The sequence below is a fragment of the Dickeya sp. MK7 genome (genome assembly GCF_000406305.1).
Lineage (GTDB): Bacteria > Pseudomonadota > Gammaproteobacteria > Enterobacterales > Enterobacteriaceae > Dickeya > Dickeya fangzhongdai.
Map to the genome: position 1 here is coordinate 1,599,404 of NZ_CM001984.1, position 19,390 is coordinate 1,618,793.

The 19,390-nt window shown below is 58.4% G+C and carries 16 protein-coding genes; 9 read left to right on the forward strand and 7 right to left on the reverse strand.

Annotated elements, in window-relative coordinates; translation table 11 throughout:
* Positions 1-67: 67 nt before the first annotated feature.
* Entirely contained in the window at positions 68-865 is a 798-nt protein-coding gene (locus DXXMK7_RS06985; RefSeq protein WP_038918448.1) for an AraC family transcriptional regulator, read from the forward strand.
* A gap of 44 nt (positions 866-909) precedes the next feature.
* Here the strand turns inward: DXXMK7_RS06985 and DXXMK7_RS06990 are convergent, their stop codons facing one another.
* The 6 genes from DXXMK7_RS06990 to DXXMK7_RS07015 all read right to left on the reverse strand — a co-directional run bounded on the left by DXXMK7_RS06990 (position 910) and on the right by DXXMK7_RS07015 (position 6,958).
* The gene (locus tag DXXMK7_RS06990; protein ID WP_038660350.1) at positions 910-1,605 is read right to left on the reverse strand and encodes a CidB/LrgB family autolysis modulator; all 696 of its coding nucleotides are present in this window, start codon (positions 1,603-1,605) and stop codon (positions 910-912) included.
* Positions 1,595-2,011, reverse strand: coding sequence for a CidA/LrgA family protein (locus DXXMK7_RS06995; RefSeq protein WP_038660347.1), 417 nt, complete (start codon positions 2,009-2,011; stop codon positions 1,595-1,597). Before DXXMK7_RS06995 ends, DXXMK7_RS06990 begins: the two co-directional genes overlap by 11 nt.
* Before the next feature lie 128 nt (positions 2,012-2,139).
* Positions 2,140-2,778 (reverse strand): response regulator transcription factor, encoded by a 639-nt coding sequence (locus DXXMK7_RS07000; protein ID WP_038918449.1) that lies wholly within the window; start codon positions 2,776-2,778, stop codon positions 2,140-2,142.
* Positions 2,756-3,841 (reverse strand): sensor histidine kinase, encoded by a 1,086-nt coding sequence (locus DXXMK7_RS07005; RefSeq protein ID WP_038918450.1) that lies wholly within the window; start codon positions 3,839-3,841, stop codon positions 2,756-2,758. Before DXXMK7_RS07005 ends, DXXMK7_RS07000 begins: the two co-directional genes overlap by 23 nt.
* Before the next feature lie 47 nt (positions 3,842-3,888).
* Positions 3,889-5,193 (reverse strand): AAA-associated domain-containing protein, encoded by a 1,305-nt coding sequence (locus DXXMK7_RS07010; RefSeq protein ID WP_038918451.1) that lies wholly within the window; start codon positions 5,191-5,193, stop codon positions 3,889-3,891.
* 10 nt (positions 5,194-5,203) lie between these two features.
* The gene (locus tag DXXMK7_RS07015; RefSeq protein WP_038918452.1) at positions 5,204-6,958 is read right to left on the reverse strand and encodes an ABC transporter permease subunit; all 1,755 of its coding nucleotides are present in this window, start codon (positions 6,956-6,958) and stop codon (positions 5,204-5,206) included.
* Positions 6,959-7,417: 459 nt separating this feature from the next.
* On the opposite strand from DXXMK7_RS07015, the gene DXXMK7_RS07020 reads away from it, so the two are divergent.
* Entirely contained in the window at positions 7,418-8,113 is a 696-nt protein-coding gene (locus tag DXXMK7_RS07020) for an MgtC family protein (RefSeq protein WP_038918453.1), read from the forward strand.
* Between the two features lie 368 nt (positions 8,114-8,481).
* On the opposite strand, the gene katG is transcribed toward DXXMK7_RS07020, so the two are convergent.
* Positions 8,482-10,683, reverse strand: coding sequence for a catalase/peroxidase HPI (katG, locus tag DXXMK7_RS07025; RefSeq protein WP_038918454.1), 2,202 nt, complete (start codon positions 10,681-10,683; stop codon positions 8,482-8,484).
* An 860-nt stretch (positions 10,684-11,543) separates the two neighbouring features.
* On the opposite strand from katG, the gene ftsI reads away from it, so the two are divergent.
* From ftsI to DXXMK7_RS07060, 7 genes are all read left to right on the forward strand, one after another.
* Positions 11,544-13,241: a peptidoglycan glycosyltransferase FtsI gene (ftsI, locus tag DXXMK7_RS07030; RefSeq protein ID WP_049842689.1), complete on the forward strand. Its 1,698-nt coding sequence runs from the start codon at positions 11,544-11,546 to the stop codon at positions 13,239-13,241.
* Between the two features lie 261 nt (positions 13,242-13,502).
* The gene (locus DXXMK7_RS07035) at positions 13,503-14,282 is read left to right on the forward strand and encodes a class I SAM-dependent methyltransferase (protein WP_038918455.1); all 780 of its coding nucleotides are present in this window, start codon (positions 13,503-13,505) and stop codon (positions 14,280-14,282) included.
* A 71-nt stretch (positions 14,283-14,353) separates the two neighbouring features.
* On the forward strand, positions 14,354-15,928 hold the full coding sequence (nikA, locus tag DXXMK7_RS07040; protein WP_193745942.1) for a nickel ABC transporter substrate-binding protein: 1,575 nt from the start codon (positions 14,354-14,356) through the stop codon (positions 15,926-15,928).
* A 48-nt stretch (positions 15,929-15,976) separates the two neighbouring features.
* Entirely contained in the window at positions 15,977-16,909 is a 933-nt protein-coding gene (gene opp1B / locus DXXMK7_RS07045; protein WP_038920873.1) for a nickel/cobalt ABC transporter permease, read from the forward strand.
* 2 nt (positions 16,910-16,911) lie between these two features.
* On the forward strand, positions 16,912-17,778 hold the full coding sequence (gene opp1C / locus DXXMK7_RS07050) for a nickel/cobalt ABC transporter permease (RefSeq protein ID WP_038918456.1): 867 nt from the start codon (positions 16,912-16,914) through the stop codon (positions 17,776-17,778).
* The gene (locus tag DXXMK7_RS07055; protein ID WP_038918458.1) at positions 17,775-18,587 is read left to right on the forward strand and encodes an ABC transporter ATP-binding protein; all 813 of its coding nucleotides are present in this window, start codon (positions 17,775-17,777) and stop codon (positions 18,585-18,587) included. Before opp1C ends, DXXMK7_RS07055 begins: the two co-directional genes overlap by 4 nt.
* Positions 18,588-18,590: 3 nt before the next feature.
* Complete coding sequence (locus tag DXXMK7_RS07060) at positions 18,591-19,352, forward strand: ABC transporter ATP-binding protein (protein ID WP_038918459.1); 762 nt, start codon at positions 18,591-18,593, stop codon at positions 19,350-19,352.
* The last annotated feature ends 38 nt before the right edge of the window (positions 19,353-19,390 follow it).

Sequence of the window (19,390 nt, forward strand, 5' to 3'; positions counted from 1 at the left end):
CGGGCAAATTGGGCTGGCCTGCGTTACCCTATTGAGACAAACTTCATCGAGTAGAGGCCAGTCTGTCATGTCCCGTTCGTTTGTTTCTCCCCCCCGTTTGCCGGTGGCCGGGCAGCCCGCACCGGTATTGCTCACGCTGCCGCGGCCGGTCTACTTTCGCACCTACCCGCTGGCGAAGGAGACGGAAGTGGCGCTGCATCAGCACCCGTTTGTCGAATTTCTCTATGCGCGGGAAGGGGGAATGCGGGTGGAGATTGAAGGCAAGACGCTGATCGTACCGGTGCTGTACGGCGTCTGGATTCCGGCGCATGTGCCGCACCGCGTTCTGGCGAGCAGCGACGTACTGCTGGAAAGTCTGTATATCGAGCCGGATTACGTGGCTATCGACCACAGCGGCTGCAAGGTGGTGCTGGTCAGCGATTTCATCCGTGAGTTTATCCACTACGCCACCGGGCATGTGCCGGAACAGTACGACCACGACGGCGATGACGCCAGGCTGGTGCGGGTGCTGACCACGTTGCTGCGACAGCTGCCGGATGCCGGGTTTTCGCTGTCGTGGCCGTATTCGGCCACGCTGATGCGGGTATGCCGCGATATTCAGCAGACGCCGGATGCGGCTCACGGCATTGAGGAATGGGCCGCGCGCACCGGGATGTCGGTGCGCACCTTTTCACGCCGTTTCAAAAAGGAAACCGGGGTGGCGTTTAGCGAGTGGAAGAAACGCATGCGGCTGCTGGAGTCGGTGGTGATGCTAAAGAACAACCGCAGCGTGACGCAGGTGGCGCTGGAACTGGGGTATGCCAGCACCGCCTCGTTTACCTTCGCATTCCGTCAGATGTTCGGCGTGCCGCCGACGCGCTATTAACGCCCGTGTCGCCCGCCTGGTTGCGCGACTTTTTTCGGTACGGATTAGCGCGCGAGGGCGACCAACAGCGGAAACAGCAACGGCGCCATGAGCGAGGTGATAATGCCGCAGATCACCAGCGCCAGCGAACTGAACGCGCCTTCTTCATAATCCAGTTCGGCGCAGCGGGCGGTGCCGAGCGCGTGCGAGGCGGTGCCCATCGCCAGCCCGCGCGATGCTTTGGTGTGAATCCGCATCGCGTTGAGCAGCGTGTGCCCGAACACCGCGCCGAGGATGCCGACAAAGATCACGCACACCGCGCTGACGGCCGGGATGCCGCCGATGCTGCCGCCCACCGCCATCGCGATCGGCGTGGTGACCGATTTGGGCAGGATCGAGGCGGCAATCGCCGGCGTCGCGCCCAGCCGCAGCGCAATCCAGGTACCGGTGACCATCGCCACTACGCTACCGAGAAAGCAGACGGTGATGATCGACTTCCAGCGCATGCGAATCTGGTGCAGTTGTTCGTACAGCGGAAACGCCAGCGCCACCACCGCCGGTTGTAGCAGGCTGTTGAGCACCGAACTGCCCCGGAAATAGCGTTCGTAAGGGATGTGGCTGACCAGCAGAAACGCGATCAGCACCACCATAGAAACCAGCAACGGGTTTAACAACGGCGTATTCAGTCGCATGGACAGGCGGCGCGCCAGAAAGAACACCAGCAGCGTCAGCGGCAGCGACCAGACGATATCATGCAGCATGGTCGGCTCCTTTTTCCGCATCGGCCTGATGGCGAGCCGGTTTACGCCCGTGGATCAGATGCGAGCAGCTGCTTACGGTGATCAGCACCACCAGCGTACTGGCGGCGCAGGAAATGATTACCGGCGCGAACTGGGCGCGCAGCAGGTCGAAATACTGCATCACGCCGACGCCAATCGGCACGAACAACAGCGCCATATAGCGGATCAGCACATGGCACCCCGGTTTGACCCACTGTGCCGGGATAATCTGCAACGACAACAACAGAAACAGGATCAGCATGCCGATGATGCTGCCCGGCAGGGTGATGGGCAACACGGCGGACACGCCGATACCGAGGTATAAACAGGCATAAATCAGTAAAAACGCCCGGGCCTGATGCCAGAAACGGGTAATGAACGTACGCATGAAATTGTCTGCCAGCGGATGAAGGTGAATGGATAACGGCGTTGATTATCGCGCCTTCCGCTGTGGCTGGTATTATCAAATCAGGACGATGTTTATCGAAATAAAGACAGACGAGCAATAAAGCCAAATCACCCCTGTGCGTTCTTCTTCAACGCATCGTACAGCCGCACCAGCTCGGCCAGCGAGTCGGCGTTCATTTTGCGCATTACCGCCGCACGCCGCACTTTCACCGTCACCTCGCTGACGCCCAGTTGCGCGGCGATTTGCTTGTTCAACTGCCCGGTCACCACCTGTTCCAGCACCTGCTGTTCGCCGGCGGTCAGGCTGTCGTGGCACGCCTGTAGTCTGGCCTGAATATCGGCCTGACGGCGTTGTTCGCCATCCCGCTCCAGCCCTTTCTGGATGGCGTCGAGCAGGTCCTGCTCGCGAAACGGTTTGGTCAGAAATTCCAGCGCGCCCGCTTTCATGGCGCGCACCGACATCGGAATGTCGCCGTGGGCGGTAATAAAAATCACCGGCAGCGTGATGCCGTGGCGGTGCATGTCATCCTGAAAATCCAGCCCGCTCATGCCCGGCATCCGTACATCCAGAATCAGGCAGCCCGGCCGGTCAGGGCGGGGCGCGCTGATAAACTGTTGCGGCGACTCGAACGCATGGCTCTCCAGCCCGACCGACGCCAGCAGGTCTTCCAACGCAGCCCGCACCGATGCGTCATCATCGACGATATACACGATCGGCGCGTGTTCATTCAGAATGGTGTTGTTCATGGCGCTTTTTTTCCGTCCCCGGCAGGGTGAAGTAGAAGGTGGCGCCGCCGTCGGTATTGGCGCTGGCCCAGATCCGGCCGCCGTGGGTTTCGATGATTGATCGGCTGATGGTCAGGCCCATGCCCATGCCGGTCGATTTGGTGGTGAAAAAGGTGTCGAACAGCCGCTCGCTTTCTTCCGGTTTAAACCCGACGCCATGATCGCAGACCGCAAAGCGGATATCACCGCTGTTATCGCGGTCCACGGTGACCGAGAGCGCGCGTTGTTCGGTATTGGCGGCGTCGATGGCATCCACCGCATTCAGGATCAGGTTCATCAGCACCTGCTGAATCTGGATCTTGTCCGCCAGAATGGGCGGCAGCCCTTCCGTCACGTTGAAGCTAAACAAAATACGCTGCTGTATCAGTTCGGTGCGAATCAACAGCAGCATTTCGTCGATGGTATCGGTGATGTTCAGCCAGGCCTTGTGCGGGGGCGTGCGGCTGGCGAATCCGCGGATGCGGGCGATAATTTCGCTGGCGCGGTTGGCGTCGTTGATGATGCGCTGTACCGCCAGTTCCGCGCGCGCCTGATTGGCCGGCGTGGCGTTGAGCCAGCGCAGGCAGGCGTTGCCGCTGGTGACGATGGAGGCCAGCGGCTGGTTAACCTCATGGGCGATCGACGCGGTCAGTTCGCCCATCAGATTAACGCGGGAGATCTGCGCCAACTGGGCGCGCGCTTCATGAAACGCGTTGATGGCGGCCGACATTTTCAACGCCAGATAGGTCGACAGCGTGATCGCCAGCAGGCTGATGCCGCAGTTGATCAGGCTGGACTCGCTGCCGTCGGGCTTGCTGAGCTTATAACTAAGCAGCGTCAGCACGATGCACAGCGCCGCGATGGCGGTGACGCCGCGCGGGGTCAAAACGCGCACCGCCAGCAGCACGATGGCGATCTGAAACACTCCCACCGCGATCTCCAGCTTGGTGAGGGTATCCACCACCGCGATACCCACCGCCATCAGCACCAGCGGAATCACCCGCAGCGTTGCGGCAGCGTGGCCGACGCGCGTTTTCTCACTCATCGTCAAGGACCCTTTTCTGTGTCGATCCCACCGCCGGCGGCGCGTGATTACGACGGGTTTTCCAGACTGAACTGGTCGTGGGTTTCGTCATAGGCGAACAGTTCCGCGTAACGTCCCCATTGCGTGACCGAATTCAGGGTTCGCGCCGCGTCGATTTCCGACATGAAATCCTCCAGTTCGTCGCGAAAGCGGCGGGCTGGGGCGGTGCGCGACGAACGTTCGTCCAGCACCCGTCGGATGTGCGCGACCAGCGGCACGTAATTGAGCAAATGCTGGGCGAACAGCTGTTTGCGTTCATCCACGCTGGCGTCGGCGTAGCGGCCGGCGGCGGGCAGCAGCCGAATGTCGCCGCCCTGCAGCTCGGCGAACCGCAGCAATTGCAGGATCTCCGCCACCGGGAACAGTTCATCGGCGGTGTACTGCAACGCATTCGCCAGCTCGGGCAGGTCGGCCTTGCCGTCATACGGCGCGGCGTGTACCGCCTCGATCAGGCCGGCCAGCGAGTTGGTGGACACCAGCGGCAGCACCATGCCCAGCCCGGCGCCGGGGAAAATCCCCTGTCGTGCGGCGCCTGCGCCGTTATCTGAAGTCATTTTAACGTAAATATCTTCAACCAGCGCGCGAAACGCCGGGTCCTGGCGGTTGCGCGGCTGCGGCAGGTCGACGCGGATTTCATAGGCCACCCGGCCGGGGTTGATGGAAAACAGGATGATGCGATCGCACATCAGCACCGCTTCTTCGATATTGTGCGTCACCATCAGGATGGACTTGATCGGCATTCGGCCTTCGCCCCACAGGTCCAGCAGATCGGTGCGCAGGGTTTCGGCGGTCAGCACGTCCAGCGCGGAAAACGGCTCGTCCATCAGCAGGATGTCCGGGTCCACCACCAGCGCGCGCGCCAGCCCGACGCGCTGACGCATCCCGCCGGATAACTCCTTGGGATAGGCGTTTTCAAACCCGTCGAGGCCGATCAGGTCGATGGCCGCCAGCGCCCGTTTACGGCGCTGCTCCACCGGCACGTTCTGCGCTTCCAGCCCGACTTCGACGTTTTGCTGCACCGTCAGCCAGGGAAACAGGGCGAAACTCTGGAACACCATGCTGACGGTAGTCGGCCTGCCGTCCGGCCCCGGCGGAAAATCCACCTGACCGGCGCTCGGCGTGAGCAGCCCGGCGATCGAACGCAGCAGGGTCGACTTGCCGGAACCTGAGCGGCCGAGCAGCCCGACGATCTCGTTGTTGTCCAACGTCAGGTTGACGTCGTCCAGCACCAGCCGCTCGGCGCTCCCGGGTTTGCCATACAGATGCCGGACGTGTTGCACCTTCACCAGGCAGTGTTGTTGATGGGCAGTCATGAGGTTCTCCTTACCCGAGACGCAGACGGCGTTCGGCAAATTGGTACAGGGGGCGCCACAGCAGGCGGTTAAAGGCGATCACAAATACCGACATCACCGCGATGCCCAGCGCGACCCGGGGAAAGTCGGCCGCGGTGGTCGCGTTGGCGATGTAGGCGCCAAGGCCGGTCGCTTCCAGATGCTGTTTCCCCCAGGAAATGGATTCGGACACGATGCTGGCGTTCCAGGAACCGCCGGAAGCGGTGAGCGCGCCCGTCACGTAGTAGGGAAAAATGCCGGGCAGCGCCACCTGACGCCACCACTGCCAGCGCCGGATACCGTAAATGCGCGCGGCTTCCAGCAGGTCGGTCGGCAGGGCGGCGGCGCCGGCGATCACGTTGAACAGGATGTACCACTGGGTGCCCAGCACCATCAGCGGCGACAGCCAGATATCCGGATTGAGGTTGAAGCCGGCAATAATGATGACCGCGAATGGAAACAGCACGTTGGCCGGAAAGGCGGCCAGAAACTGCGCCAGCGGCTGCAGGCGTTCGGCGACGCTGGGCTGCAGACCGATCCACACGCCGATCGGCAGCCAGATGACGCTGGCCAGCGCGATCAGCACCACCACCCGCGCCAGCGTCGCCAGCCCCATGCCGAACACTGCGATGACGTCCGCCATGCCGAGCGACGCGCCGATGTATTGCACCAACTGCACCACGCCCGCCAGCACGCCGATAACCACCAGCGCCAGCCACAGCCGGTCGGTGATCTTGCTGTAACGGGGGCCGGGCGTGTGGCGTAAAAACCGTGGCATCGGCGGCCAGCGCAACGCCGCCAGCGCGTGCAACGGCCAGCTAACTACTCTGGCGATCGCCGTTGAAATGTGGGTGCGGCGGATCAGGTCGTAGACCCAGGAACGCGGTCTTTTTTGCGAGGCGGTCTGCTCAAAACGGAACTTATCCGCCCAGGCCACCACCGGCCGGAACAGCAGTTGATCGTAAAGCACAATCACCACGGTCATGGCGACGACCGCCCAGGCGATGGCGGTCAGGTTTTCCTGTGCGATCGCCAGCGCCAGCCAGGAGCCGATCCCCGGCAGGCTGACGGTGGTGTTGCCGACGGTGATCGCTTCCGACGCCACCACGAAGAACCAGCCGCCGGACATCGACATCATCATGTTCCACACCAGACCGGGGGTGGCGAACGGCAACTCCAGCCGGATAAACCGCCGCCAGGGCGAGAAGCCGAATTGCTGGCTGACTTCGCTCAGATCGCCGGGCAGGGTACGCAGCGACTGGAAAAAACTGAACGCCATATTCCAGGCCTGACTGGTGAAAATGGCGAAGATGGCGGCGCACTCCACCCCTAACTGGCGGCCGGGAAACAGCCCCATGAAAAAGGTAACGGTGAAGGTCAGAAACCCCAGCACCGGCACCGATTGCAGGATATCCAGCGCCGGGATGATCACCATCTCGGCCTTGCGGCTCTTGGCGGCCAGCGTGGCGATGACCAGCGTGAACAGCAACGACACCCCCAGCGCCACGAACATGCGTAGGGTGGTGCGTAGCGCGTATTCGGGCAGCAGGGCGATATCGAGCCTGACCGGGCTGGCATCCAGAATGGAGAGCGGCAGGCTCATTTGTTCCATGCCGTACACCACCAGTGCGGCCACCAGCGCTAGCAGGGTGAAAAACAGCATGTCCGCCCGGTAGGACGGCGCGGCATGCCGCCGGATAGGGCGTGCGGCCTGGTCAGTCATAATGCTCTGAAGTGGATGATGCATGATTTTCCTCGCGGTAATGTCAGGCATTAGCCGGAAAAATGTCTTGCGGCAGATGTCGTGTCATGTTTCCGAAATAATGCACGGTCATTACAGTACGCTGTCGCAATACAACAATCGGTCGGTTTTATTCGCTGATGAATGATGGCGAAAAATATAATAAGCGCTAAGGTGCGTCCATGATTAAAAAGTATAGGCCATCTATACCAAAGTATATTCCAGTGAGACGATTGCATAATTGAAATAGCAGTGGATGGCTTTTAGTCTTATTCCCGGCTGATTTATCGCTATGAATGGTTTTATTTTATGGCGGTTGTCGCTAAGCATTACCTTAATGATACCCAGCTGGAACGGTTTTGATGATGTTTGTTTGTATTTCTAATGGATTTTTCATGAATCCGCAGAGAGTTAACGGATTTGGCGAATAACATTAGTGGCATTTTAATTTCAGGGGGAATAAACATGAACCTGACTATTTTTGCATTGAACTTACTGTTGGCGATGGCGCTGGGCGCTATTATCGGCGCCGAACGTCAGTGGCGTCAGCGGATGGCGGGGTTACGCACCAATGCGCTGGTCGCCACCGGCGCCGCCGCCTTTATTCTCTGCTCTCTGTCGTTTGAGCCGGTGAGCGCCGGGCGAATTGCCGCCCAGGTTGTCTCCGGCATCGGTTTTCTGGGCGCGGGGGTGATTATGCGCGACGGCATGAATGTGCGGGGGCTGAATACCGCGGCGACATTATGGTGTTCGGCGGCGATTGGTTTGTTATGCGGATTAAGTTTGTATTGGGAGGCGGTAATTGCAGTCATGATTATTCTGTGCGCCAATATATTATTGCGTGAGTTTGCTCAGCGCATGAATCAGCATCCACAACCGCCGGAAGCCGATCGGGAAACCCGGTATCGGGTCGAAGCGATTTGTGGTTCGCAGGATGAAATTATTATCCGTGCGCTGATATTACAGGCGATTAATCTGGTATCGCTGCATCTGCATTCATTACGCAGTTCGGATATGGATAAGAATTTAATGGAGGTCAGCGCGGAAATTATCGCCAGAACCTCGTCGCAGAAAGATATTGAAGCTATCGTTTGCCGCATCAGTCTGGAAAAAAATATCAGTTCGGTAAAATGGAGTACGGTGTCGGCGCTGCCGGAATAACCCGGCTGTCGTGCGACGCGTGAATCGTGAATCGTGAATCGTGAATCGTGAATCGTGAATCGTGAATCGTGAATCGTGAATTATAGGCGGTTTCTCGCTGACGGCCGCTATCAATCGGTTACATTATGTTGGGGGTACATGCCTGCCGCATGGAGTGAGGGAATGACGATGTTTATTGAAAGCGGAGTAACGGCATTAGCCAACGTGGTGGAACAGGACGGTCAGGGCTGGTTTCAGGGGCATGTCGGCGCGTCGTTTCTGGCTGGCGCCGTTGCCAGCCAGCGATGTCGCCACGGACTAGCGATGTCGCCACGGACTATAGTCGTCTGGTGCGCCCCGGCGCGAAAAACGCCGGGGCGGGGTGATGATTACGCCAGATCGAAACGATCGAGGTTCATCACTTTGGTCCAGGCGGCGACGAAGTCGTGTACAAACTTCGCCTGTGCGTCCGTACTGCCGTAGACCTCGGCCAGCGCGCGCAGTTGCGAGTGGGAACCGAAGATCAGATCGACGCGGGTGCCGGTCCACTTCAGGTCGCCGCTAACGCGATCGCGCCCTTCAAACACGCCTTCCGTTCCTGCCGCCGCTTTCCACGTCGTGCCCATGTCCAGCAGGTTCACGAAGAAGTCATTGGTCAGCGCGCCGGGCTGAGTGGTGAATACGCCGTGCGATGCCTGGCCGACATTGGCGCCCAGTACGCGCAGACCGCCTACCAGCACCGTCATTTCCGGCGCACTCAGCGTCAGCAACTGCGCCTTATCCACCAGCAGCGCTTCTGCCGCTACGCTGTAATGGCCTTTCAGGTAGTTGCGGAAGCCGTCGGCGATCGGTTCCAGCACCGCGAAAGACTCGACGTCGGTTTGTTGCTGCGACGCATCCATCCGCCCCGGAGTGAAAGGCACGGTGACCGCATGACCGGCGGCTTTCGCGGCTTGTTCCACCCCGACGGCGCCGGCCAGCACGATCAGGTCGGCCAGCGACACTTGCTTGTTGTCGGACTGGGCGCGGTTGAACTCGTTCTGGATGTTTTCCAGCGTGCTCAGGACCTTCGCCAACTGGTCCGGCTGGTTGACCGCCCAGTCTTTCTGCGGTGCGAGGCGAATGCGCGCGCCGTTGGCGCCGCCGCGTTTGTCGGAGCCACGGAAGGTGGACGCCGATGCCCAGGCGGTCGACACCAACTGGGAAACGCTCAGACCGGAAGCCAGCACCCTGGCTTTCAGGGTGGCGATGTCCTGCTCGCTTATCAGGGTGTGGTTAACCGCCGGGATCGGGTCCTGCCAGATCAGCTCTTCGGCCGGAACGTCCGGGCCGAGATAGCGGGCGCGCGGCCCCATGTCGCGGTGCGTCAGTTTGAACCAGGCGCGGGCGAACGCGTCGGCAAACTGTTCCGGGTTCTCGTAGAAACGACGGGAAATTTTTTCGTACGCCGGGTCGAAACGCAGCGACAGGTCGGTGGTCAGCATGGTAGGCACATGGCGTTTGGACGGGTCATGCGCGTCCGGCACTTCACCGGCGCCCGCACCGCCTTTCGGTTGCCACTGATGGGCGCCGGCCGGGCTTTTGGTCAGTTCCCACTCGTAGCCGAACAGGTTCTGGAAGAAGTAGTTGCTCCATTGGGTCGGCGTTTGCGTCCAGGTCACTTCCAGGCCGCTGGAAATGGTGTCGCCGCCTTTGCCGCTGCCAAATTTGCTCTTCCAGCCCAGACCTTGTTCTTCAATGCCGGCCGCTTCCGGTTCCGGGCCGACCAGCGCAGCATCGCCCGCGCCGTGGGTCTTGCCGAAGGTATGGCCGCCGGCGATCAGCGCCACGGTTTCTTCATCGTTCATCGCCATGCGGCTGAAGGTTTCGCGGATGTCTTTGGCGGCGGCGACCGGATCCGGGTTGCCGTTCGGGCCTTCCGGGTTGACGTAAATCAGGCCCATTTGCACCGCAGCCAGCGGGTTTTCCAGACTGCGCTCGCCGGAGTAGCGCTTGTCGCCGCCCAGCCAGGTGGTCTCCGAGCCCCAGTACACATCTTCTTCCGGTTCCCACACGTCCGGACGCCCGCCGGCAAAACCGAAGGTTTTGAATCCCATCGATTCCAGCGCCACGTTGCCGGTGAGGATCATCAGGTCGGCCCACGAAATTTTCTGGCCGTATTTCTGCTTGATCGGCCACAGCAGGCGGCGCGCTTTGTCGAGGTTGACGTTATCGGGCCAGCTGTTGAGCGGTGCGAAACGCTGCTGACCCGCACCGGCGCCGCCACGGCCGTCGCCGGTTCGGTAGGTGCCGGCGCTGTGCCAGGCCATACGGATAAACAACGGACCGTAGTGACCGAAGTCCGCCGGCCACCAGTCCTGCGAGTCGGTCATCAGGGCATGAAGGTCTTTTTTAACCGCATCGAGGTCGAGGCTGTCAAACGCCTCGGCATAGTTGAAGCCCTTATCCAGCGGGTCGGACAGGGAAGAGTGCTGGTGCAGGATTTTCAGATTCAGTTGATTCGGCCACCAGTCCCGGTTGTCGGTGCCGCTACCGCTGGCGGTAACCGGCGTACTCTGGTGATGGAATGGGCATTTGCTTTCAGTTGTCATGCGTTCTCTACCTCATGCTCATGTGTCCCCATCGACCCGGCCGAACAAAACCGCCGGGTAGTGAGCTGTGGACAGGAAATTGCTCGTAATGCTGGCATTGGGTGCTGCGTCAGTTTCTAACGCAATAATTTGAATTTCATCGGATAATTCTCGTTCGCCAATCCGTGGTTTATACCCGTCATACTTCAAGTTGCAGGTGCGTTGGCTGCCCTCGCTCACCCCGGTCACTTACTTATGTAAGCTCCCGGGGATTCACTCGGTTGCCGCCTTTCTGCAACCCGAATTATTTTGGGTATAGAACCTATCGCAATAGGCAATGCTACTTGCCATTTGGGATCCGGGCAGTGCTCGACATCCTCATGTACTGCGCGGCTTCCCGCATCCAAACCGGCTGCGCCGATTACGCCTATTGGGATAGGTTCTTCGCGTCCTTCGGTTGAAATTCACTATTCATCTTAGTCAGCGTCTGGTCAGAGATGAAATCGAATTACATGAATATTGTGATAGATAGTAGCTATTTAACCGTGAGGATTAATAAGTAAAGCAATTGTTAGTACGCGGTATGCAGGAGCGTAACATGGCAAGCCGGGCCGCCGGGAACAGGGGAGGTTATGAGGGTCCGGCGTTGAGGCAGCGTATGCTTTTCCGGCAGCGTTTGTTTTCATCTGTATCTTTCATTTCAATGATTAATGAATTACGTAGGGATGTTTCCTGCTTCTGTACCGTTTGCCGATGTCATTTATAGTGCGGCCACACGATCAATCGGTATTTTTACTCTGGGCTGCGTCCGCTAATGCGGCGTGACAATCGTTGGTGATGATTTCACTGCGGACACAGCCTCATTTCAGTTGGCGCGGTTTATGCTCAAAAGACATTCTACAGGTGTGGGTGTGACCTATTTTCAGGGTCGCTTTGTTTTATTGTGTGTCGGTATCAGTGTCTGCCTGGTGCTGTTGATGGCCCGCGTCGGGTATTTGCAGGTAGTGGCCAGCCTGCAACTTGAGAAAGAAGCCAATCAGCGTTCACTACGTGAATTGGTGATGCAACCGCTGCGCGGCAGCATCACCGATCGCAACGGTCATCCGCTGGCGGTCAGCGTGGCCTCCAATGACGTGGTGGCCGATCCGATTCATGTGCTGGAGAGCGACCCGACGCTGGCCGGTGCGCAGTGGAACGCGCTATCTACCGCGTTATCGCTGCCGCTCAGCGCCATTAAAGACAAGATTCAGGAGAATGCGCACCGTCACTTTCTCTATATCGGACGCCGGGTCGAAGCTGGGATAGCCGATTACGTGCGTCAATTGCATATCGGCGGCATCTCGACCCCGGCCGATGCCAGCCGCTACTACCCGATGAGCGATGCGGTATCCAACCTTATCGGCATCGTCGGGCTGGATGGGCAGGGGCTGGACGGCATTGAACGGAGTTTCAACAAGCTGCTGCTGGGCAAGCCGGGATTGCGGGTTTACCGCAAAGATCGTTACGGCAACGTGGTCAGCCTGATGGCCGACGATCCGGCGCAGCAGGCGCCGACGCTGACTCTGAGCATCGACAGTTATCTGCAGTTCGTTCTCTATTCGCACCTGCGTGACGGCGTGCAACTGAACAAGGCCGATTCCGGGGCCGCGGTGCTGATTGACGTCAACACCGGGGAGATTCTCGGTATGGCCAGCTATCCGTCCTACAACCCCAATAATTACGAAGGCGAGCCGCAGAAGAACATGCGGAATGTGGCGATGTCGGACAGCTTCGAGCCGGGGTCGACCGTCAAACCGCTGGTGGTGATGGCGGGGCTGCAACGTCATCTGATCCGGCCCGACTCGGTCATCGACACCACGCCTTATCCGGTCAACGGACACCTGATTAAAGACGTCGGGCACTGGAGCCGGCTGACCATCACCGGCATTTTGCAAAAATCCAGCGATATCGGGGTGTCGCATATCGCACTGGCGATGCCGGCAAGCGTGCTGGTCGATCTCTATCATCGCTTTGGGCTCGGCGTTGCCAGCGGATTGGGGATCGAGGGTGAAACCAGCGGCTATTTTCCGTTGCATCGTGAGCGCTGGTCCGACATTGAACGCGCGACCTTTTCATTCGGCTACGGGCTGCGCGTCACGCCGCTGCAGATTGCGCGCGAGTACGCCACGATTGGGTCATTCGGCGTCTTCCGTCCGGTTTCCATCACCAAAGTGACGCCGCCGGTGCTCGGCACCCGGGTGATCGACGAGGATGTGGCGAGGACGGTGGTACATATGATGGAGAGCGATGCTCTGCCCGGCGGCAGCGGGGTAACGGCCGCCGTTCCCGGCTATCGTCTGGCGATTAAAACCGGTACGGCCGAGAAAATGGGGCCCGACGGCAAATACGACGGCGGTTACGTCAACTACACCGCCGGGGTGGCGCCGGCCAGTCAGCCACGGGTGGCGCTGGTGGTGATGATCAACCATCCCGACGCCGGCAAACACTTCGGCGGGTCGGTCGCCGGCCCGGTCTTCGGCCACATCATGGGCGACGTGCTGCGCCACATGGATATTGCGCCAGACGCGCTCACCCAATAAGAGCCTATTGGGATAGGCGCTAAATCATTGCCGTTAGCCGCGCCGGCAGTCGCATTTGCCGGCGTTGGCGCGTATTGGCTTTCATGATCTACCTCAATGAAGTATGAGATTTTTATAAAAGTTCATACGCGGGGCGGGTATGCCTTTCTTTCACGGTGTACTATTTCTTTCTGCGCGTAGGGCGTAATTAAATAAAGGCGGAACGCAGTCGCAGCTTTTTCTGGGTGAGATTCACTTGTCGTAATAATAGGGCTACCTGTTGTGACACTATTAACGGATGATATTACGTGTGATGGTTTACTCAATGAGGTAAAGCATTACTGGAGCAAAAGGGCGCAAGGATATAACGATGTTAATGTCGCTGAATTAACCGGCGGCAAACGCCTGTTATGGCAGAACGTTATTTTACATCACGCCCCGAAAAAGCCGGTATTAACGATACTGGACGTCGGCACCGGGCCGGGTTTTTTCGCCGTCACGCTGGCGATGGCGGGGCATCGCGTTACCGCAGTGGATGCCACGCCCGCCATGCTGGCGCAGGCTAAAAATAATGCCGATTATTATGGCGTCGACATCACATTAGCGACGGCGGATGTTCATACGTTGCCGTTTCCCGATAATCATTTCGATGTGCTGGTGACGCGCAATGTCACCTGGAATCTGAAACAACCGCTGGCCGCCTATCAGGAATGGCGGCGGGTATTGGCGCCCGGCGGTCGGTTGATTAATTTCGATGCCAATTGGTACGCGCATCTTTTTAATGCCGACGCGCGTGACGGCTATTTGCGCGATCGACAGAATGCTCGCCGTCTGAAGATTAATGACCACTATGCAAACACGGACACGGTAGCGATGGAGAATATTGCCAGAGCGCTGCCGTTGAGCCGGGAAATACGCCCGGAGTGGGATCGCCATACCCTGCTGGCGTGCGGTTTTAATCAGGTTTTCATCGATGAAAATATTGCCGAAAACCTATGGGATGACGAAGAGAAAATTAATTACGCGTCTACGCCGATGTTTATGGTTGTTGCGGAAAAATAAAACGGCTATGCCCGTCATAATTCAAGATGCAGGCGCGTTGGCGTTTCTTGTTTATTTTCAGGGTGAGGGTGATGTTTAGGATACGGCCAATAACGCTGGTGGGGCTAATACTGTGTTGGTTCTCCGGCATATTCCCGGCGTGCGCCGGCGCGACTGAGAATCAACTGGCGTACGCCAGCACCAAAGATATTCGTGATATTAATCCTCATCTCTACGCCGGCGAAATGGCCGCCCAGAATATGGTGTTTGAATCGCTGGTCATCAATACCCCCGACGGGGTGAAACCCTGGCTGGCGGAAAGCTGGACGATATCTCCCGATGGCAAACACTATATTTTCAATTTACGCCGCGATGTTCGGTTTACCGATGGCGAGCCGCTGACGGCCGATGTCGTCAAACAGAACATTAACGCGGTGCTGGACAATTATCAGCGCCATGCCTGGCTTGAACTGGTGCAGCAGATCGATAAGGTCACCGCGCTGGAGCGTTACCGCGTCGACATCACGCTTAAACATCCTTATTACCCGACGCTAATCGAATTGGGGCTGACCAGACCGTTTCGTTTTGTGTCGCCCCGGGCGTTTATCGGCGGTAAAACCAAAGACGGGATAACGGGTTATGTGGGAACCGGCCCCTGGGTGCTGGCGGAACATAAACCTAATCAATACGCGCGGTTTGTCGCCAACCCCGATTACTGGGGAACCCGGCCGCGTCTTGATAGCGTCGTGTGGCGCGTGATGCCCGATCGGCAGTCCATGCTGATGGCGTTGCAAAAAGAAACGGTCCAGCTTATCTTCGGCGCCGACGGCGATATGCTGGATATGGACAGCTTCGCCGCGCTGCAGGCCTCGGGAAAATACCAGACGTTGATGAGCCCGCCGGTCGCCTCCCGCGCGCTGGCGCTGAATAGCGCTCGTCCCATTACCGGGGATAAAGCGGTGCGTCAGGCGTTGCAGTACGCGATCGATAAAGCGGCGATCGCCGGCGGGATTATGGGCAATAGCGAGAGCGTTGCCGATACCCTGCTGTCCCGCCGTGTGCCCTATTGTGATATCGATTTGCCGGTTTATCGGTTTAATCCGCAGCAGGCAGGCACCTTGCTGGAGGCGGCCGGCTGGCATCTGGCGGCGGGAAAAACGGTGCGGGAAAAGCAGGGCAAGGCGCTGGCGCTGATGCTGTCCTATAACCGCAATAACGCGGCGGAAAGGGAAATTGCCGAGCTGATTCAGGATGACCTGAAGCGAGTCGGCGTGCAGCTGACTATTTTGGGAGAAGAAAAGCAGGCTTTTCTGGACCGTCAAAAATCGGGCGACTTTGACCTGCAATATTCGTTGTCATGGGGAACGCCTTACGACCCGGCTTCGTATATTTCGTCGTTTCGTATTCCCGCCCATGCGGATTATCAGGCGCAGAAGGGATTACGCCGCAAGCCGGACATCGATAACCTGATTGGCGAAATATTGCTGACGCCGAATGAAAAACAGCGTCAGGATCGCTATGCACAATTATTCACCTTGCTGACCGATGAAGCGGTGTATATCCCGCTGACCTATTCAAGAACCAAAGCCATCTATTCGCCCAGGCTGAAAGGGGTGGCGTTTAACTCATCACAGTATGAGATTCCCTTTGAGAACATGCATTTCTGAGCGCCGGGCGATATCCCCGCCGGGGCAATGCAGAGGAAAATGGATCTGATGCGTGCTTATTTCATCAAACGATTATTCATGACGGCGCCGCTGGCCGTGGTGATGTCGTTTCTGGCTTTTTCGCTGCTGAATCTGGTGCCTTCCGACCCGGCCGAAGTGGCCTTGCGCGTGAATGACATCGTGCCGACCGACGCGGCGGTGCAACTGATGCGTCATGAGTTAGGGCTGGATCGGCCTTTTCTCCAGCGCTATTTATTATGGCTCTGGAAAGTGCTGCACCTTGATTTCGGCACCTCGTTCATCACCCGACAGCCGGTGTGGCATGAGTTTATGCAGGCGCTGCCCGCCACGCTGTATCTGGCCGCGGTGTCGCTGTTGATGATCGTCACGCTGTCGCTGACGTTGGGCATCGCCTGCGCGGTAACCGAAAATACCCCGTTCGATAAAGGGGTCCGCAGCGTGGTTTTCCTGACGGTCGCCATCCCCAATTACTGGATTGGTTTGCTGTTGATGTGGGGACTGGCGGTCAACATGGACCTGTTTCCCGTCGGCGGTATGCAGGAAGAACGATCGGTCATTTTGCCGTCATGCACGTTGATGCTGGGATACATCGGCACCTATATCCGCCTGATCAGGGGCAGCATGATCGGTAATTTGCAGCAAAACTACGTGTTGTACGCCAGAGCGAGGGGGCTGCCTGCGCCGCTGATTATCGGTAAACATGTGCTGGTGAACTCGCTGCACGCGGCGTTGGTGGCGATAGGCATGAGCATTCCGAAACTCATTGCCGGCACGGTGGTGATCGAAAATATCTTTGCCTGGCCCGGCGTCGGCCGCTTGTGCCTTTCCGCCATCTTCAATCGTGACTATCCGATGATTCAAGCCTACATGTTGCTGATGGCGCTGCTGTTCCTGGGGTTTAATTTTTTGACCGACGTGTTGCAGGCCAAACTTGACCCGCGCATCAGGGGTGAACGCTAATCATGGCGTGGAATATCGGAAAAAAAATAACGCAGGATCGACTGGCTTTGCTGTGTTGTCTGCTGCTGCTGACGGTGTTGATTTTCGGTGTCTTCGCGCCGTATATCGCTCCGCATGATCCGGCGTTGACGTCGGTCAGGCATAAGTATCAGGGCGCCAGCCTGCTCTATCCGCTCGGCACGGATAATCTGGGCCGGTGTGTGTTTTCGCGTCTGGTCTTTGGCGTAAGAACCACGGTGTTTTATAGCGTAGCGGCCATGATGTTGACCGTGCTGACCGGCGCCATCGTCGGCCTGATCGCCGGCTATTGCAAAGGCAGAATCGACGGGTTTTTGATGCGCGCTTGCGACGCCATGCTCTCTTTTCCCGGCGAAGTGATGATTTTCGCCATCGTGGGGATTATCGGGCCGGGGATGCAAAATATCCTGCTGGCGGTGGTGCTGGCGAAATGGGCCTGGTATGCGCGCATGGTCAGAGGGATGACGCTGCGGTACGGCAGTAAAAACTATGTCAATTACGCGCGTGTTATTGCCGCGCCTTCCGCCTATGTCATGCGCAGGCACTTATTGCCGGCCGCCGCCGCCGACCTGGTTATTCTGGCTTCCGCGGATATCGGCAGCGTGATACTGATGATTTCCGCGCTCTCTTTTCTGGGGCTGGGCGCTCAGCCGCCGCTGCCGGAATGGGGCAATATGCTCAGCGAGGCGAAAAACGTCATGCTGACTCACCCGACACAAATGTTGCCCGCCGGCATCGCCATTGCCGTGGTGGTCGCCGCCTGTCATGTGGTCGGCGATTTTTTGCGCGACGCGCTGGATCCCACTGGTTATGTCAGCCGCGCAGAAGCTGTGAAGCGTGAACCACGATGACGCCGCCGGTATTGCTGGAGATTAACCGGCTCTCGGTTGCCGATACGCGAAAAGGCCGCATCCTGCTCAACGATATTACCCTGACGCTGCATGAACGCTGCTGTACGGCTGTCGTGGGAGAGAGCGGGGGTGGAAAAAGCCTGTTATGCCGAAGCGTGCTCGGCTTGTTGCCGCCCTGGCTGCGCGTCAGCGGCGAAACGGTTTTCCGCGGTTGCGATTTGCAACAGCTCTCGTCCAACGCGTGGCTGACCATTCGCGGCAAACAGATCGCGCTGATCATGCAGGATGCCGTCAGCGCGTTTGATCCGTTGTATACGGTGGGCAACCATCTTGATGAAACCCTGAAACGGCATACCCCGTTAACGCGCGCGCAGCGCCGGGCCCGCGCGAAAGCGATGCTGGAAAACGTCGGGCTGCGTGATGCGGCCGAATTACTGGCTAAATATCCCCATCAGCTGTCCGGCGGGATGCTGCAACGCGTGATGATCGCCATTGCGCTGGCGTCGCAACCGGCGTTGATTATTGCGGATGAACCGACCACCTCGCTTGACGGCATTACCCAGTATCACATCGTGCAGCAGTTTATCCGCCTTCAAAAAAGCAGTCATAGCGCCATGCTGTTCGCCTCTCATGACCTGGCGCTGGTCAGGGCGCTGGCGCAGTATGTGGTGGTGATGAAAGACGGCCGGATCGTTGAGCAGGGGGAAACCGAACGGGTATTCGCCCACCCCGAACAGGATTATACGCGCGGCCTGATTGATACCCGCAGACGACTCAGTCTGGCTTTCAATCAGATGATGGGGAAATGACGCATGTTGCTTGAGGTTCGGCAGGTTGAAAAAAGCTATTGGGAAAACCGCGGACAGTTTTTCTCGAAAAGAAAACGCACGGTGATAAAAAATGTCTCGTTCTCGCTTGAGCACGGCGATTGTCTCGGCGTTATCGGCGAAAGCGGCGGCGGAAAAAGTACGCTGGCTCGCCTGATTAGCGGGCTGGAACGGCCCGACCGGGGGGCAATATTATTGGCGGGCGAGCCGGTCTTTTCCCCCGACAACAGAAGGCGCCGCATTAGCGCCGTGTTTCAGGATTATACGTCGTCGATTAATCCGCTGATGACGGTGTATCAGGCGCTGTCCGAACCGCTGCTGCTGCAGAAAACCACCGGCCGGGCCGGGCGGGATCGCCGAATAACCGAATTATTAGCACTGGCCGGGTTAGCGCCGGAATTCAGCGGGCGTTATGTCCATGAATTGTCGGGCGGCCAGATTCAGCGCATCTGTATTTGCCGGGCGGTGGCGACGCATCCGCAACTGCTGATTCTGGATGAAGCCATCAGCGCGCTGGATGTGTCCTCGCAGGTGCAGATTCTGGATCTGCTCATCGACCTGAGAAAGCGGTTTAACCTTTCCTGCCTGTTTATTACGCATGATATACAGGCGGCGGCGTACCTGTGCAATAACGTGATTTTTTTCCGCGAGGGCGAAATCGTTGAAACCTGCGCCGTTAACGATTTATCCACGGTTTCCCATCCATACTCAGCATCGCTGCTGCAAGCGGTCATGACCTTTCGCTAACGCGTGATGGCGTTATGTCGGCCGCATGACGCCTGCAC

Bases quoted from the DNA above. Each gene is read 5' to 3' on its own strand.
- DXXMK7_RS06985 (WP_038918448.1), top strand. From the start codon at position 68: ATGTCCCGTTCGTTTGTTTCTCCCCCCCGTTTGCCGGTGGCCGGGCAG.
- DXXMK7_RS06990 (WP_038660350.1), bottom strand. From the start codon at position 1,605: ATGCTGCATGATATCGTCTGGTCGCTGCCGCTGACGCTGCTGGTGTTC.
- DXXMK7_RS06995 (WP_038660347.1), bottom strand. From the start codon at position 2,011: ATGCGTACGTTCATTACCCGTTTCTGGCATCAGGCCCGGGCGTTTTTA.
- DXXMK7_RS07000 (WP_038918449.1), bottom strand. From the start codon at position 2,778: ATGAACAACACCATTCTGAATGAACACGCGCCGATCGTGTATATCGTC.
- DXXMK7_RS07005 (WP_038918450.1), bottom strand. From the start codon at position 3,841: ATGAGTGAGAAAACGCGCGTCGGCCACGCTGCCGCAACGCTGCGGGTG.
- DXXMK7_RS07010 (WP_038918451.1), bottom strand. From the start codon at position 5,193: ATGACTGCCCATCAACAACACTGCCTGGTGAAGGTGCAACACGTCCGG.
- DXXMK7_RS07015 (WP_038918452.1), bottom strand. From the start codon at position 6,958: ATGCATCATCCACTTCAGAGCATTATGACTGACCAGGCCGCACGCCCT.
- DXXMK7_RS07020 (WP_038918453.1), top strand. From the start codon at position 7,418: ATGAACCTGACTATTTTTGCATTGAACTTACTGTTGGCGATGGCGCTG.
- katG (WP_038918454.1), bottom strand. From the start codon at position 10,683: ATGACAACTGAAAGCAAATGCCCATTCCATCACCAGAGTACGCCGGTT.
- ftsI (WP_049842689.1), top strand. From the start codon at position 11,544: ATGCTCAAAAGACATTCTACAGGTGTGGGTGTGACCTATTTTCAGGGT.
- nikA (WP_193745942.1), top strand. From the start codon at position 14,354: ATGTTTAGGATACGGCCAATAACGCTGGTGGGGCTAATACTGTGTTGG.
- opp1B (WP_038920873.1), top strand. From the start codon at position 15,977: ATGCGTGCTTATTTCATCAAACGATTATTCATGACGGCGCCGCTGGCC.
- opp1C (WP_038918456.1), top strand. From the start codon at position 16,912: ATGGCGTGGAATATCGGAAAAAAAATAACGCAGGATCGACTGGCTTTG.
- DXXMK7_RS07055 (WP_038918458.1), top strand. From the start codon at position 17,775: ATGACGCCGCCGGTATTGCTGGAGATTAACCGGCTCTCGGTTGCCGAT.
- DXXMK7_RS07060 (WP_038918459.1), top strand. From the start codon at position 18,591: ATGTTGCTTGAGGTTCGGCAGGTTGAAAAAAGCTATTGGGAAAACCGC.